The following is a 14470-nucleotide window of genomic DNA, read 5'->3' on the forward strand; positions in this document are numbered from 1 at the left end:
TAGAGCTAATAATTAGCTCTATTGGCACAGATGGTATAGTGAATTATGTATTATAATTCAACTGCTAAAAGGCTGTTTATTCCTCCGACTTGTCAAAATGCTCCTGACAAAACGCCAGTACCATCTTCTCTTCATCCTCTTCCAGCTCAAAATCAATGTACTTATTGGAGGAAGTGGTTAGAAATTCATACTTTGCGATTCGGGCTGTATCCTCTTCGATCACATAAATGACACGGAGCGTCACGCCCTCGTCATGATAAAGCTCATCATCATCCGCTACATCCAGATCAAGAATGAACTCATACCTCTTTCCTGATAAAATGCCAAACGGGTCCTTCATTAATTCAGCGCTATATTCTGTTACAGTAAACATGTCATCCGCTCCTTCTTCTCTAGTATAGCAAAACAAAAGCAGCCTGAAACTTGAAATCCAAGCTTCAGACTGCTATTTTTTTGGCAAACGGCTGCTGCCTCGCTGTTTCTTACAGGCTGCTTAGCGTTTCTGTAAGAACAGGTACGATTTGCGATTTGCGGGAAACAACGCCTTTGAGTACCGCTTTATTGTCTACCAACGTTACGTTGTAAGCTTTCTCAACCGCATGAGCTTGAGCGCCAAGTGCAAGCGCTACGGAATCATTGTTCAAAATGTCCGTTACAACAAGCACAAACAGATCAAGACCTTTTGTTGCAATAATATCGTTAAGTGCTGCTTCCAGCTCAGCTTGACGAGAAATAACATCGTTTGTATCAACCGCGTTTACTTGCGCGATTTCTACTTTGTAGCTGCCCATTGCGAATTCTTTCGCATCTAGGGAAATCAGCTGTGCAATCGTTTTGTCGCTAAGATCCGCGCCTGCTTTAAGCATGTCCAGACCGTAGCTTTCTGCATTAACGCCAGCGATTTCAGCAAGCTCGCGAGCGGCTGCTACATCTTGCTCCGTGCAAGTTGGCGATTTGAACAGCAAGGAATCAGAAATGATAGCAGACAGCATAAGGCCAGCAATTTCTTTGCGGATTTCAACGCCGTTCTCTTTGTACAATTTATTCAAAATCGTCGCTGTGCAGCCTACAGGCTCAGCGCGGAAATATACAGGGTGGCTTGTCTCGAAATTAGCAATACGGTGGTGATCGATTACTTCAAGTACACGTACACTGTCGATATCGTTTGCGGATTGTTGACGCTCGTTATGATCGACCAAAATAACAGTGTCAGTCTCGTCAGCAACATTCTCGATCAAACGAGGAGCTGGGATGCCGAAATAATCAAGAGCGTATTGTGTTTCGCCATTAACGTCCCCAAGGCGAATCGCCTCAACGTCAGCACCTAGCTTTGTTTTTAGCTCAGCGTATGCGATCGCTGATGTAATCGTGTCGGTATCCGGGTTTTTGTGCCCGAAAATAAGCGTTTTAGTCATTTCGAGTACTCCTTAAAAGTTATTTTTCGGCTGGACCAAACAGTCATTAACGGCCCATGTCCTTTTGTAAATGCTATACTAAAAACCATTATAGCTTTAAGTGCTCTTTATTCCTATACCTTTACACTGAATTAAATCATAAAATTTGTGAATGATGTATTGGCTGAACGATAAAATGCTGTTGGTGTTCGATGAATTTTAACAAAACGAAAGGACTGCTTGCTGGCAGCCCTCTCATTTTCCGTTTTTCAACTATCACTTTTTAAGCTTGTAATAACTGTATTCCCTATTTTCAATAACGATATTGTTTTGAAATTCAAAACCGCATTTTAGGATCACTTTATTCGATGGTACGTTGCGTATCTGAGCGATAGCCACGAGCTCCTCGACATTCGTATTTTCGAACAAATACTGAATCAATCCGTTTGCAGCTTGAGTCGTGTAACCCTTATTTCTATGATCATTTGAAATCCCATAAAAAATCTCTCTGTTGGGCGGCGATATTTTATCCAATATTCCTGTCCCGCAAACACCGATAAATTCGCCAGTATCTCTGGATATTATACTCAGTCGCAGCCGCAGCTCTCCTATATCACCATCTTTGGATACCGCTTCTAAAAAAAGTAGATTTTCTGGTATTTCATAATGATTGAACCAGTCTGCCCTTTGTTCCTTAGAAACATTCCAATCCAGCAAAAATTCATGAAAATGAGGCTGCCAAGTGAGATTATGCAGAGCATCTAAATCCTCGACCTGATACTCTCTCAAAATAATATCTTTGCACGCTATAGTTAAAATGCTATTACTTGTATTTTGTGAATGACTCATCGATATCCTCCTAATGTATAGAAGGAATACAAAGCAGAATATTGAGAAGCATCATAAATCACAAAAAAAGCAGCAAATCACAAGGATTCGCCGCATGATGTGATGTATAACACACTTTGCTTTGTTTCCTTGTAATAGTAAAAATAGAATTGTGGATTAAACTATTACAAAGTAACTGGCATAGTGTTGATTCCCCTTCCAAATATAACCTGATAGAAATTGTAGCAAAATTCAAACTCAAAGACAATAAAATACACAGATTTTACAGCTCATGAGATTTAAAAACGATCAATAGAAACGATTAATAGACTAGTGTCCTTATTACGTTCTGTATTATAATACTCTGAAATGGGAAATTTTTCTCTATTCCATTCAACATCTTTAGTTATATCGAGCAGTTATTGAGAAAAGGATGTGTTTCAATATTAACTCGCCAGTCCGTACGCTATTTGCATTTCTTTTCGTTTTTATCGTCAATATTTCCTTAAGCATGTTGGGTTTAAGCATCAATTACTCCATCATTTCCAGCTTTATTATTGTCTTTTTATTCTTTGTATTACCTCTTTATACGCCGCTTCTTGAAACAGATTTGGATCGATTGGAGAAATTTTTAATTGCCCAGCGTAAAAACCCTGCCTTTTATATTTTATATGCATCTTCGAACAGACAAGATGAAGAAGTTGAACGTCTGATGCCTCAATTGCTTCTCAAGTATAAACAGCGCCACAGACAAGCATTGTATATGGCCTTTCATGGTGCATATCGGAAAGATGTTTCCTCGGTAAAAAACCAAATCGTACATATACGGCCAATGGATTACCAACATTATTATGCAGCCTTTGTTCATTTGGAAGAAGGAAACATAGAGCTTGCTCGATCAAGCGCTGCTAGAGTTTCCAAGCCATGGATGAAAAATGCATTACTTTCCGAAATTGAAGAAAAAACAGGAAACCAGCTAGAAGCAGCTTCTTATGCAAAAAAAGCGCTGTTAAGCAGCCGGGGACTGCAGCGTTATGTTTTGCATAAACACTATGAGCGCGAGCTGCCTGAGGCTCTGGCAGGATAATAAATTTATTTATATCATCCTATACAACTGCAAAAGAGAGGCAATGGAGATTATGCTGCTGTGTTGCTGCATTGCTCCATACCTCCTCGAATACCTTCAACCACCAGCGCTTCGCTGGCGGTTTTTCGTATGTGTGCAATTCACCAAGAAAAAGTATTTTTTTAACACATGCAAACTATTTCTGACCGGACTTCGAATATACAAGCAAGCGGCAATTTACTATGCGGGAAAGAGAGAGCGATATGGACACAGAAGCAGCATGGATCAAGCAAGTTCAGCGACAATCCAGTGAAACGGCAGCGAATGCACTCGTTTCCCGGTACTACAAGGAAATGTACAGCTACGCATACAGGCAAACTACGAACAAACAGCTGTCCATGGATCTTACACAGGACATTTTCATTCATATGCTGCAGTCGATTGGAAAATTTGACGGAACACGCGGTTCCTTCCGTACTTGGCTGTACAAGCTTGCCACAAACCGAATTGTCGACTACTATCGCTCCAAATATTACAGCTATGCCCGTCATACCGCTCCGATAGAGGAGGAAATGCCAGATGACGGCGATTTTACATTGGAAATAGAAAAGAGAGAGCAGATTGAAACGATTATGCTCCAGGTAAATCAAATGGATGCTGCCTCACAGCATATTTTCCGCTTGAAGTTTTTTGCTGAGTACACATTCTCTGACATTGCGCCGCTGCTCAATATTCCAGAATCAACAGCGAAGACCAAATACTACGCCATGATCAGAAGGCTAAAAAAAAAGCTTGGAGGCGACAGCAATGAATGAGCAAAAATTTCAGCAAGTCGAACTGCCGGATGAACTTGAGATAGAACAGCATATCCGCAGCATTGTTGCAGCTGGCCTTGTTCCAAAGCAAACGTTCTATCACTATTTACGAACGATGTATCGTCGTCTCGGCTTCAGGCATCTGTTCCATGACTGGACAGAAATCGTCTTTGCGATAACTGCCGGGTTCGCTCTTATCATCTGGTTCGCGCTCACCGCATTTGAACGTACAAGAGTACTGAGTGAAGACCTATATTCAGCCATTTTCATCGGATCTCCCGTTTTGTATCTCGTCATCGCTCTCCTATTTTTTGTCCGCCGAAAATACAGCGATACCTATGAGACAGAAATGACCTGCAAGTATAATGTGTACCAGCTTGCCTCACTGAGGATGCTCGTATTCAGCCTCGCCTGCATGGTCGTTAATGCGGTTTTAATTGTCGCGGCAGCCATCATTTACAGCCAACTAAACGTTTTATTCGCAATATCGCTGTCAGCCGCTTCACTTTTTCTTTTCTCTGCAGCTTTCTTGTACATCATGGTCAGCGTACATTCGGACATGATGAAATATGTGCTCATTGCAGGCTGGTTTATTTTGAATCTGACTCTCCTGCAGCTAAACAAAGAGTTTTATCTACATTTCATATCCGCCATTCCCATTTCGATTTATATTGCAGTCGCCATCTTTGGATGCGCCATATCCTTAAAAAATCTTAAGAAGCTAACGACATTCCAAAGCTCGGAAGGAGCTGTCTGACATGCTAACCGTACAAAATGTGTCCAAACACTTCGGTAACTTCAGCGCGCTGGAGCAAATTAATCTTGAATTCAACAACGGCGTTTACGGACTGCTCGCTCCGAACGGAGCAGGAAAAACGACGTTGATTAAAATGTTAGTCACACTGCTGTACCCCAGTGAGGGTGAAATATTGTACAACGGTGAAAATATTATAAGGCTGGATGAACGCTATCGCGAGCAGCTCGGCTATCTTCCCCAGCATTTCGGCTATTACAAAAATTATAGTCCGCGGAAATATCTTCTGTATATTGCGGCTTTAAAGGGCATCGAGACCACTGCTGCGAAGTCCAAAATCGTGGAGCTGCTGAAGCTCGTTGCGCTTGAAGATGTGATCGATAAAAAGATGAAAAAGTTTTCCGGAGGCATGATCCAGCGTGTTGGCATTGCACAAGCGCTGCTGAATGATCCGCGAATTCTTATTCTGGACGAGCCTACAGCGGGTTTGGACCCGAAGGAACGAGCCCGTTTTCGCAATATGTTGACCAGCCTAGCGCGTAATCGAATCGTTATATTGTCTACACATATCGTGTCGGATGTTGAATCGATTGCGAATGAAATTATTTTGATCAAGGACAAACGTGTGCTGCATAAGGATTCCATTGCGAATATTTGCAGCCTCATCGACGGTATGGTGTATGAAACTACGGTTGATTTCGATGCTGCGGATGCATTTCGACATTCGTATCTGTCGCTTTCTGAGAAGCAGGAATCAGGTCGGATGAAATTTAGGTTTATAGGCACCGGACATCCTAAGCCTGATTGGAACCCATCAGCGCCAAGCCTTGAGGATGTATTCATCTACATATACCAGGATGAAGCTGCTGCGGAACAACCGGTATGAGCTGGAAAATTCGAGTTTGCGAGCTGAGAAAAGCGCTTCTCTCACCCGTCATTATCGCGCTGCTGCTGGTGTTTACCGCTTATAATCTATTCCTCATTGCTCAAGAGGCTTATAAAAAGGATGAAATGAGCATATTGAACGAGCTTGTTGCACAGTTCGGTTCCGAGATTACTAAGCCGATGCAGGAGGATTACAAGTCTTACTATTTGTCGCGACTGGACGATATGAACAAGCTGACGAATAAACGGACATCTCAAACGTATGAGATGCCCAGCGATTTTTTTGAATATGAAAATTATAAGCGTTACGTGACCGATCAACCGAATCTTTACAGCAGAGATGAGCTTGATTTGTTTAATGAGCTGCAAGTTATTCAAAATTATTATTATTTGATGCAAGACATCGATGATACCTATGCTGGGTTCAATATGAAGCAGATCGCCGAGGGCGAGATAAAGAAATATGGATTCAGCGGCTCGGCGGCTGATTTGGTGAGACAGCGGTATGACCACATTGCTGAGAGACTACAGCAGCTTATCGAAAGTGGCGAGCACAAGAATCTATTTTTCATTGGTCAAATCTATCAATCACATTCGATGCTGTTCAAAACGCTCATTGGATCTATTTTGCTGCAGCTGATGATTTTAGTTGTATTAATGACCGGGTATATAAGCAATTACGAATTTGAGCAAGGTACACATCTGCTGCACTACTCCACCAAACGAGGCAGAAAGCTGCAAACGGATAAGCTGCTTTCCTCCTTCGCAGCCAGCATAATCGTGACGACCGCTCTAACCGGAATATCCTTGTCCGCTTACTTCCTGACCTTCAGCTACAAGGGGCTTTGGAAGGTGCCGGTCAGCAGCTTTTTCAATTGGGAATTCGGCATGCCTTATCCTTATTTAACATGGCACTCGATGTCTTATATTACCTATTTAGGCTGTGCTATCGCGCTCATCTTTGTGCTCCTGCTTATCTTTACCGCCATTACCTTTGTGTTAACCGCAATTATTCGCAACAGCTACTTGGTATTTGGAGCATTTGCCATTCTTTTCGGCTCTTTTCTCCTAATTACCAACATCGTACCAAGAGATTTAAAGCTTATTTTATTTACAGGGTTTACTCCGTTTCATCTTGTATTGAATCCGAAAGCGTGGTTTACAGCAAGCGGCGCCTTCATGAGCCTTCCAAATAACGAATGGATTACAGCTGGCATTTGGCTGGCGCTGTTAACACTGTGCTGCTTCCTCTGCTTGCATCAATTTAAACGACAAAATATTAATTAGAAAGGAGCTCCTATGACAATCGTGCTGCATGAAATAAAGAAGGTATTTGGCCTGAGAATGGTCATTATGCTTCTAGCGATCAATGTTGTATTTTATTTTTTATTCATACAGTTTTATTTTCAATATTTTCCGAATGGAAATCCAGAAACCGAAATTCATAGAGCCAGCATTGAGATGAAAAAGGATTATGGAAATTATATGGATGATGCTGAATATGAGCGATTTAAACAGAAATACGACCAAAAGATCGAAGAAACAGAACAATTCATGAAGAACGATCAGCAATTTATTGATGCTGGGATCTCCACATATGAGCAATTTCAAAACGTCGATTCTAACAGTGAGCGGATGAACAAGATTCATAATTATGCTGTATTCGAGTCGGACACCGAACTGTTCTGGGAGCTGCAAGCGCGCAGGTACATGATAGAACGCTATGAAAATAGTAAAAAATATCCTTACAACTCATATGGCGAGGTTGATTCGAATCAGCAGAATAGAATGGAGAAGCTTGTTGCTTCCGATGAGGGCGACTCGATATTTACCGATGTTGTATTCAGAAATTATATGAGTTTAATCATCTACATGACCGTTCTTATCGGTTTAAGTATCCTCTTTATGGTTTCACCTATTTTTCTTCACGATAAACGAAGCAAGCTTATTCATTTGCAATATACTGCGCGAATCGGACGAAGGCTTTTCTTGCGAAAGCTTACTGCAGCGATGATTTCCACACTCCTTATCGTAACCGTACAGCTTGGCGTCTTCTTCCTCATGTATAGCAGGCTGGGAACAGGATTATTTCTGGACTCGGGCATCAATTCGATATTTAATATAGGTTACTTTTGGTATGATCTCACATTCGGACAATACATTGGTCTGACTGTAGCAGCTATATATGCGCTCAGTCTAATCACCGCGGTGTTTGCAGCATGGATCTCGAGCATGGCACCCAATTACATGGTTATCATCGGACTCCAAATCCCTTATGCTTTTCTGATGTTTGGATGGATGGAAAAATTACTAATCGGTAGACTCGCCGATATTTATTACGCGCAGTATGTGCAGCCGCTAACTTATTTGCTTCTTGCCGCAGGCGCAGTTCTACTATTTGTTGTTCGCTGGCGGAGTGAGCGACGAGCAAATTTGCTCGTGTAGCAGGCATGATCGATCTAACTGTTAGTTAAGATGCTGAGGCAGCCTAGAATTGAACAGTAATACTTAGGCTGCCTCAGCCATAAAAAAATAGGCTTTACAACAAAATGGAAATATATTCCCGCTGCAACCTATTTGCTTGCCGGCAGCCTTATCTATCTCATTGGCTCCGTTCTAGTAACGATTGTATTTAACGTACCTTTAAACGATATGCTTGCCTCAGTAGACCCAAGTGTCGCCGGCCCCGAATTATGGACGCGTTATGTTGCCAGCTGGACGCCATGGAATCATGTGCGAACCATTTCCACTCTTGCGTCGTTGGTTTGTTTTATTATAGCGTTCCGACAATTGAGCTAACGGTGGTACTTAAAGTTTCTTTTCATAACAAAGGCTTGAATCGTACGCAACATATTCACCATATCTATCAATTTCATAATAATGATGTTTTTTATAGAAATGAAGCGCTTCTGGCTGAGGAGCCCCTGCTTCCAAACGAATATATTGATACTTCATATCCTTCGCTCTGGCTTCTAAATCATTCAAAACTTGTGCGGCTATGCCGTTCCTTCTAAATTCGGGGCTGACATAAAATCGTTTTAATTCTATATACTCCTCATCCAGCGGTTTTATGGCTCCACATCCAACCGGTTCTCCTTGCTCGTACGCAACCACAAATACAATTTGCTCAATTCCAGGATCATTAAAATCTACTGTAAATACTTCCTCTGCCGTATATCTTTGCGCTAAATCCTCATCCAGCTTCTGAATAAGCCTATGTAAATCTGTATCGGTATGTGATACTTGTACAATTTTCACTGCCATTTCTGCACGTCCTCTTGTTTGAATAGTTACATGATTATCAATCGACGGTACTCCGTCTTCAATTATTTTACCGAATTCGCTTCACCCTTTCCACCTTAAAGCTAACTGCAAAAGTCAAAAAAACTCTCATGGATAAGCCATGAGAGCTTTCTTTTGGGCGGTTTCATGAGATTTTCGCTTAAATCCACATCACACATTCATCTCAAACCGATGACTAACCTCTTATTTGCCGCCGTGCAGCCAGACGGTTTGCCTTCCAGCTGGACTGCTTGCAGCCTATAAATTCATCTGTAGAGAACGATTGAGGATGCTCCATGCTTGTTTTATTGTCCTTTAAAAGCTTTCAAAAACTGAACGGCTTTGCTAATATCCGCTTCTGGACTCGTACCAACTTCACGCTCGATCGTCAAATAACCTGTATAGCCAATTTCCTGAAGCGCTCGCAAATATGCCGGCCAGTCTACAGTACCATCACCAAGCGGCACTTCGCGGAACGCAGAACCTGTTTCGGCCATCGCAGCAATTTTCTCATGGTCGAGGGCAACTTCGTAGCCATAATCGCCATAAACGTCGCGCGGATCAACATCTCCCAGCTTCACGCCATCCTTCGCATGCGTATGAACGATATAATCCTTAAGCGTGTACACGCCTTGAACAGGATCATCTCCAGTAACCATAACCATGTTGGCAGGGTCAAAGTTAACAGCTACGCCTTTGGTGCCAAGACCATCAAGAAACGACTTCAAATGCGCAGACGTCTCAGGTCCTGTCTCAATCGCAAAATAAGCGTTCATATCATTCGCGAATCTAGCTAGCTCTTCACATGCCGCATGCATCGTCTCATAAACACGGCTGTTTTTGTCACTTGGAACGATACCGATATGCGTCGTAATAATGTTTGTTCCAAGCTCCATGCCAAGCTCCATAATCCGTTTGGATTTATCGATTTTCGCACGGTTTTCTGCCGGGTCCTGAAAACCATGGCCGCCCAAATCGCCAACAAGAGCGGAAATATCAAGGCCTAGCCCATCAATATAAGACTTCCATTCTTTTCTTGCAGCTGTGTTAAGGTTAGCAGGGTCCAGCTCGCCATGTACTGCATACATTTGTACGCCATCCGCACCAACCTGCTTCGCTTTAAGCAAACCTTCCTTTACACCAACCTGAAAGCTATCCACGATAACGCCGATTTTGTTCGTAATGATAGGTGATGTCATCTTCGAGTCACTCCTTCGTTTAAATTTCGTTCCATACACGTCTTACGAATTCAAAGCCAAGTCTCGTTCCAAGACGGCAATCTTCCAAGCCTTCAAACTCGATCGAAATATAATCATCATAGCCGCTTTCTTTCACTGCACGCAGTACTTGCGGCATTGCGATGTCACCATGTCCGACGATTGCGCCCCGAAGCCAATTGCCGCCTTTGGATTTAAACCAGCCTTCACCCGGATTTTCGGTAGATGGACGATAGTAGAAATCTTTAATATGGACCATAGAAGCCAGGCTGACATTGTTTTTAACAGCAGCAAGAGGATTCTCATCCACACAAAGGAAGTTCCCGACATCAAGCGTTGTCTTGAAGTTTGGACGATCTACAACCTCAATGAGTGCCTGTACCCGGTCGCTATGTTGTATAAAATAACCGTGATTTTCTACACTTGTTGTAATTCCAAACGTTGCTGCATAATCCGCAACTGCTTGGCAAGCCTTCGCTAGCTTTGGCAGCTCCAACAAGAAGTTTGAAATGGATAGGTTTTGCGATGATGCCACGTCGTGACGCATCTTCTTCACGCCAAGTGCTGCCGCAATATCCACTTCACGCTTCAAGCGGTCAAGCTCCTGCTCGAATTGTTCTTCATTTAAACCGGAGAAGTTTGCACCTACCGCATAATTCGATATTTCAACACCGCTTTCCTGCGCTTGCTTCTTAATCACTTCGATCAGTTCCGGATTTTCAGTAAGGTTAAAGCCAAGCGGTACTATTTCAACATGCTCTCCACCAATGGATGCGATATATACGATAACATCCTGTATCGTCATTTCGCCCGTTCTCAGTGCATTATATAAGCTGTATGTGCTGATTCCTAATTTCATAGTCGCACTTCCGCTCCTTTTGCTGCGGATTCATAAATGCCCACTAATATCTTCATAATTTCCACGCCATCCGCCACTGGGCTGATTGGCTGTTTTCCGTTAGCAACACAATCAACGAAGTGGTTGATCTCATTTTGGAAAGCGCCAACAAAATCAAAGCCAGCGTGATCCGTCTGCGGATATACGTTTAAGATCGTGTCATTTTGCTCTGTTACAATAACGGTTTCCGGATCGATTTCAAAACCGCCTTTTTCCCCATACAGCTTAACTGTATTTTCATTAGACTTGGCATGCAGCGTGAAGCTGACATCTACGAGCAGCGATGCGCCATTCTCGAAGCGAATAAGTGCATTCGCCAAATCCTCAACTGTGTTTTTCTCCGCATCATAATCCGCCGCTTGGTAGAAGCTTAGGTTTTTTACATTGGCACGATTGCCAAGCTTGCGATACGTATTGGCACTAACGGATACCGGCTTCGGACGTCCCATCAAATACCAGCAAAGATCGATGACGTGTACGCCAATATCAATAAGCGGTCCGCCGCCTGAGCGCTCAATGTCGGAGAACCATCCGCCTGGATTTCCAAGACGTCTGAGCGTTGATGCTTTGGCAAAATAAATTTCACCGAACTCTCCTCTGTCAGCCATCGCACGAATCAATTGTGCACTCGTATCGTATCTGCGGACGAAGCCCACTTGAAGGAGCTTGCCGGATTGCTCTACAGCCTCTTGCACAAGAAGCGCATCTTCAACCGTACGGCAAAGCGGCTTCTCTACGAGCACATGCTTGCCAGCTTTAAGAGCCGCAATGCTGATTTCAGCATGCGTATTGTTCCACGTACAAATGCTGACTGCTTCAATAACTGGATCGGCGAGCAACTCGTGATAATCCGTATAGATTTTTTCGGCGCCATATTTCTCAGCTGCGGCTTTTACGCGCTCTTCATTTAAATCGCAAACCGCGTAAATGTTCGCATTAGGATTTTTCTTATAGGAATCTAGATGAGATGATGAGATAGAGCCTGTTCCAATAACCGCGATTTGTATCGGTTTCATTGCTAATCTCTCCTTATGAATTCTAATAGTAAGGTTTTGCATGTCTACACTTTCGTATTATAATGGTTTCAACCTGCAACTCCATGTAAAGCTGTGCGGTTTGTTTGTACAATTGTGCTATCCTACTGAGGAGGTCTTTCAAGTTGGAAAAATTCGAAGAACTGCGTGAGCCTATGGACATGCCAGACCCTCATTTTCCGATAAAACTGCATCACAACACCTTCGACCAGCAGGGAATGGTCATTTTCCCGCATCATTTTCATGAACATCTTGAATTTTTATATTTTGTGTCGGGCAAAGCCTCGATAGAGTGCGGTTCTACTACGATAACAGCATCCGCTGGCGATCTCATCGTCGTGAACAGCAATGAGCTTCACTACGGAATCAGCCTATCATCAGATTTGTACTACTATGCGCTCATCGCCGACATTTCCTTGCTGCACAGCCAGTCGGTGGATGCTGCCGAAACGAAGTTCATTACGCCCATTACGCAGAACCGCCTTCTGCTGCAAAATTATATTGGTGACGACAGCAAAGTAACGTCCTGCATGCATGCCATCATCAATGAGCTCGAGCAGCGCGAGTTCGGTTACGAGCTGGCCATAAAATCCGAGCTCTACCGCCTGTTGACGCTGCTGCTTCGCGGTCATGTCGCTACCGTGCTCACCAAAGACGAATATGCAGAGCGTATGAAGAACATTGAGCGCTTCGCGCCTGTCTTCAAGCATATTGAGGACAGCTACAAGGATGAGCTTTCGGTGGACCAGCTGGCAAGCATGGCAAACCTCAGCCGCTACCACTTTAGCCGATTGTTCAAAGAGCTGAGCGGCCATACCGTTACAGAATATATAACGATGACACGGCTCGGCAAAGCCGATTACTTGCTGCGTCATAGTCCGCTTACCGTGTCGGAGGTTGCAACAGCGACAGGCTTCAATGACATTTATTACTTTAGCCGTACGTTCAAAAAACACAAAAAAGTTTCCCCGTCCTCGCTTCGGGGAAACTAATTAGGCTACTTCTATTGTTAACTACTCGTTCAAGTAAGTGGTCACCTTGTTCTGGATCAGCTTCGCAACTTCTTCAGCAGACTTTTGTTCGCTAAAAAATGAGCTGGCCTCATCTCCTACAATAGAAAACACTTTACCGTCCACATCTGAATAGTTATCCGCTGTACTAGTCAGTTCCTTAAATTGATTAAATTGTTCATCGGTTACCTGCGGCACTTTCCCGTCCGGAAGCTTGTACGTTCCACCTTTAACTTGTTGCTGAATCTCATTCAGCTGTTTTTCATTCACAGATTTCAGTAATGAAAACCCTACTCTATCTTGCAAAGATTGTCCTTCCACAGATAACAAGAAGGAAATAAACTTCCAAGCTTCTTCTTTAACGGGAGATTGGGCTTGAATGGCGAACCGGGAATAAGTAATAATCCTTGTTCCGCCTTTTTGTTCCGGTTTTTGCAGCAGCTTCGGATTTGAGAAATAGAGTAGAGGAGCATTAATAAAGTCTGCCGGCGATTCAATAACAATGGAATGGAACATTTGCTTACCGATATCAGCCTGTTCCGCAGTCATAACTTTATTATCAAACATCCCTTTAATTTGTTGCATCGCCTCCATAAATAATGGAGAGTCGAACTTTGCCTCTTTCGCTGCATGATCCACAAACTCTGAATATTTATCCATAAGCATTTCTTGCAGGAGCATTTCCGGCGGGTCATTTGCCATAGCATAGCGGCGTTCCGGCCCCTTCTCCCCCAATACCTTCACAGTCTTCTCGAACTCTTTCCACGTCCAATTTTTATCGTCAATATCCGTGTTCCCTAGAATGTCCCCATCGCCAATGAATGCCCGCAAGGAGAAACCAAAAGGCATAGTATACATACCATCATTCGACTTTAATTGATCTAAAATATTCATTTGCAAGTCGCTCTTATTTATCGTTTTGTCCTTCTCCATAAGCTCATCCATATTTAGAATAAGCTTCTTGCTCACATAATCTTCTATAGGCAAGCTGCTTATATCAAAAATATCCGGTCCTTTCCCTGAAAGGAGCGCTGCGTTCGTCGTTTTTGTATATTTTTCATATTCCTCTGTGACTTGAATTTGAATATCGATGTCCGGATACTTATCTTCAAACTTTTTTTCTGCCGTCTGCAAAAATATGCTCGGTTGTCGCGCTGCCAATGTAACGACCGTTTTCCCCTCACTGCTTCCGGGCTTATTCGCGCTTTCCAACTCCTCGCCGCCCCCAGAACTGCATGCGGTCATGACTAGCATCAAAACCATAATAAACAGTATCTTTTTCATGGT

At 43.0% G+C, this 14470-nt stretch carries 16 protein-coding genes; 8 read left to right on the forward strand and 8 right to left on the reverse strand.

Annotated elements, in window-relative coordinates; translation table 11 throughout:
• Nucleotides 1-76: 76 nt before the first annotated feature.
• The 3 genes from AB4Z50_RS16560 to AB4Z50_RS16570 form a co-directional block, all read right to left on the reverse strand.
• A complete protein-coding gene (locus AB4Z50_RS16560; protein ID WP_339204976.1) occupies nt 77-373 on the reverse strand; it encodes a DUF6509 family protein in 297 nt (98 codons plus the stop codon).
• Between the two features lie 109 nt (nt 374-482).
• Nucleotides 483-1415 (reverse strand): manganese-dependent inorganic pyrophosphatase, encoded by a 933-nt coding sequence (locus AB4Z50_RS16565; RefSeq protein WP_430063283.1) that lies wholly within the window; start codon nt 1413-1415, stop codon nt 483-485.
• 255 nt (nt 1416-1670) lie between these two features.
• Nucleotides 1671-2243, reverse strand: a complete 573-nt coding sequence (locus AB4Z50_RS16570; RefSeq protein ID WP_441880729.1) for a GNAT family N-acetyltransferase — start codon at nt 2241-2243, stop codon at nt 1671-1673.
• Nucleotides 2244-2733: 490 nt separating this feature from the next.
• Between AB4Z50_RS16570 and AB4Z50_RS16575 the strand changes: the two genes are divergently transcribed.
• The 7 genes from AB4Z50_RS16575 to AB4Z50_RS16605 all read left to right on the forward strand — a co-directional run bounded on the left by AB4Z50_RS16575 (nt 2734) and on the right by AB4Z50_RS16605 (nt 8541).
• On the forward strand, nt 2734-3309 hold the full coding sequence (locus AB4Z50_RS16575; RefSeq protein ID WP_441880730.1) for a hypothetical protein: 576 nt from the start codon (nt 2734-2736) through the stop codon (nt 3307-3309).
• A 221-nt stretch (nt 3310-3530) separates the two neighbouring features.
• Complete coding sequence (locus AB4Z50_RS16580; RefSeq protein ID WP_441880731.1) at nt 3531-4103, forward strand: RNA polymerase sigma factor; 573 nt, start codon at nt 3531-3533, stop codon at nt 4101-4103.
• Nucleotides 4096-4860 (forward strand): hypothetical protein, encoded by a 765-nt coding sequence (locus AB4Z50_RS16585; protein ID WP_441880732.1) that lies wholly within the window; start codon nt 4096-4098, stop codon nt 4858-4860. The genes AB4Z50_RS16580 and AB4Z50_RS16585 overlap by 8 nt, the downstream gene beginning before the upstream one ends.
• A gap of 1 nt (nt 4861) precedes the next feature.
• Complete coding sequence (locus AB4Z50_RS16590) at nt 4862-5743, forward strand: ABC transporter ATP-binding protein (RefSeq protein WP_441880733.1); 882 nt, start codon at nt 4862-4864, stop codon at nt 5741-5743.
• Nucleotides 5740-7029 (forward strand): hypothetical protein, encoded by a 1290-nt coding sequence (locus AB4Z50_RS16595; protein ID WP_441880734.1) that lies wholly within the window; start codon nt 5740-5742, stop codon nt 7027-7029. The genes AB4Z50_RS16590 and AB4Z50_RS16595 overlap by 4 nt, the downstream gene beginning before the upstream one ends.
• 12 nt (nt 7030-7041) lie before the next feature.
• Nucleotides 7042-8187 (forward strand): hypothetical protein, encoded by a 1146-nt coding sequence (locus tag AB4Z50_RS16600; RefSeq protein WP_441880735.1) that lies wholly within the window; start codon nt 7042-7044, stop codon nt 8185-8187.
• A gap of 132 nt (nt 8188-8319) precedes the next feature.
• Nucleotides 8320-8541: an anthrone oxygenase family protein gene (locus AB4Z50_RS16605; protein ID WP_441880736.1), complete on the forward strand. Its 222-nt coding sequence runs from the start codon at nt 8320-8322 to the stop codon at nt 8539-8541.
• Nucleotides 8542-8550: 9 nt separating this feature from the next.
• Here the strand turns inward: AB4Z50_RS16605 and AB4Z50_RS16610 are convergent, their stop codons facing one another.
• From AB4Z50_RS16610 to AB4Z50_RS16625, 4 genes are all read right to left on the reverse strand, one after another.
• Nucleotides 8551-9006 (reverse strand): GNAT family N-acetyltransferase, encoded by a 456-nt coding sequence (locus AB4Z50_RS16610; RefSeq protein ID WP_441880737.1) that lies wholly within the window; start codon nt 9004-9006, stop codon nt 8551-8553.
• Nucleotides 9007-9329: 323 nt separating this feature from the next.
• Entirely contained in the window at nt 9330-10223 is an 894-nt protein-coding gene (locus AB4Z50_RS16615; RefSeq protein ID WP_339204981.1) for a sugar phosphate isomerase/epimerase family protein, read from the reverse strand.
• Between the two features lie 19 nt (nt 10224-10242).
• A complete protein-coding gene (locus tag AB4Z50_RS16620) occupies nt 10243-11100 on the reverse strand; it encodes a sugar phosphate isomerase/epimerase family protein (protein ID WP_441880738.1) in 858 nt (285 codons plus the stop codon).
• Nucleotides 11097-12155: a Gfo/Idh/MocA family protein gene (locus tag AB4Z50_RS16625; RefSeq protein WP_076267279.1), complete on the reverse strand. Its 1059-nt coding sequence runs from the start codon at nt 12153-12155 to the stop codon at nt 11097-11099. Before AB4Z50_RS16625 ends, AB4Z50_RS16620 begins: the two co-directional genes overlap by 4 nt.
• Nucleotides 12156-12298: 143 nt before the next feature.
• On the opposite strand from AB4Z50_RS16625, the gene AB4Z50_RS16630 reads away from it, so the two are divergent.
• Complete coding sequence (locus tag AB4Z50_RS16630; protein WP_441880739.1) at nt 12299-13165, forward strand: AraC family transcriptional regulator; 867 nt, start codon at nt 12299-12301, stop codon at nt 13163-13165.
• 21 nt (nt 13166-13186) lie between these two features.
• Here the strand turns inward: AB4Z50_RS16630 and AB4Z50_RS16635 are convergent, their stop codons facing one another.
• Nucleotides 13187-14467 carry an ABC transporter substrate-binding protein gene (locus tag AB4Z50_RS16635; RefSeq protein WP_441880740.1) on the reverse strand — a complete coding sequence of 427 codons (1281 nt, stop codon included), beginning with the start codon at nt 14465-14467 and terminating at the stop codon, nt 13187-13189.
• Nucleotides 14468-14470: the final 3 nt, after the last annotated feature.

The sequence above is a fragment of the Paenibacillus sp. 2TAB26 genome, assembly GCF_052115145.1.
GTDB lineage: Bacteria > Bacillota > Bacilli > Paenibacillales > Paenibacillaceae > Pristimantibacillus.

What these genes read in the sequence shown, in the direction of transcription:
- AB4Z50_RS16635 (WP_441880740.1), bottom strand. Translation starts at nt 14,467, where the DNA reads ATGAAAAAGATACTGTTTATTATGGTTTTGATGCTAGTCATGACCGCA.
- AB4Z50_RS16570 (WP_441880729.1), bottom strand. Translation starts at nt 2,243, where the DNA reads ATGAGTCATTCACAAAATACAAGTAATAGCATTTTAACTATAGCGTGC.
- AB4Z50_RS16590 (WP_441880733.1), top strand. Translation starts at nt 4,862, where the DNA reads ATGCTAACCGTACAAAATGTGTCCAAACACTTCGGTAACTTCAGCGCG.
- AB4Z50_RS16585 (WP_441880732.1), top strand. Translation starts at nt 4,096, where the DNA reads ATGAATGAGCAAAAATTTCAGCAAGTCGAACTGCCGGATGAACTTGAG.
- AB4Z50_RS16575 (WP_441880730.1), top strand. Translation starts at nt 2,734, where the DNA reads ATGTTGGGTTTAAGCATCAATTACTCCATCATTTCCAGCTTTATTATT.
- AB4Z50_RS16610 (WP_441880737.1), bottom strand. Translation starts at nt 9,006, where the DNA reads ATGGCAGTGAAAATTGTACAAGTATCACATACCGATACAGATTTACAT.
- AB4Z50_RS16580 (WP_441880731.1), top strand. Translation starts at nt 3,531, where the DNA reads ATGCGGGAAAGAGAGAGCGATATGGACACAGAAGCAGCATGGATCAAG.
- AB4Z50_RS16595 (WP_441880734.1), top strand. Translation starts at nt 5,740, where the DNA reads ATGAGCTGGAAAATTCGAGTTTGCGAGCTGAGAAAAGCGCTTCTCTCA.
- AB4Z50_RS16615 (WP_339204981.1), bottom strand. Translation starts at nt 10,223, where the DNA reads ATGACATCACCTATCATTACGAACAAAATCGGCGTTATCGTGGATAGC.
- AB4Z50_RS16565 (WP_430063283.1), bottom strand. Translation starts at nt 1,415, where the DNA reads ATGACTAAAACGCTTATTTTCGGGCACAAAAACCCGGATACCGACACG.
- AB4Z50_RS16625 (WP_076267279.1), bottom strand. Translation starts at nt 12,155, where the DNA reads ATGAAACCGATACAAATCGCGGTTATTGGAACAGGCTCTATCTCATCA.
- AB4Z50_RS16620 (WP_441880738.1), bottom strand. Translation starts at nt 11,100, where the DNA reads ATGAAATTAGGAATCAGCACATACAGCTTATATAATGCACTGAGAACG.
- AB4Z50_RS16600 (WP_441880735.1), top strand. Translation starts at nt 7,042, where the DNA reads ATGACAATCGTGCTGCATGAAATAAAGAAGGTATTTGGCCTGAGAATG.
- AB4Z50_RS16560 (WP_339204976.1), bottom strand. Translation starts at nt 373, where the DNA reads ATGTTTACTGTAACAGAATATAGCGCTGAATTAATGAAGGACCCGTTT.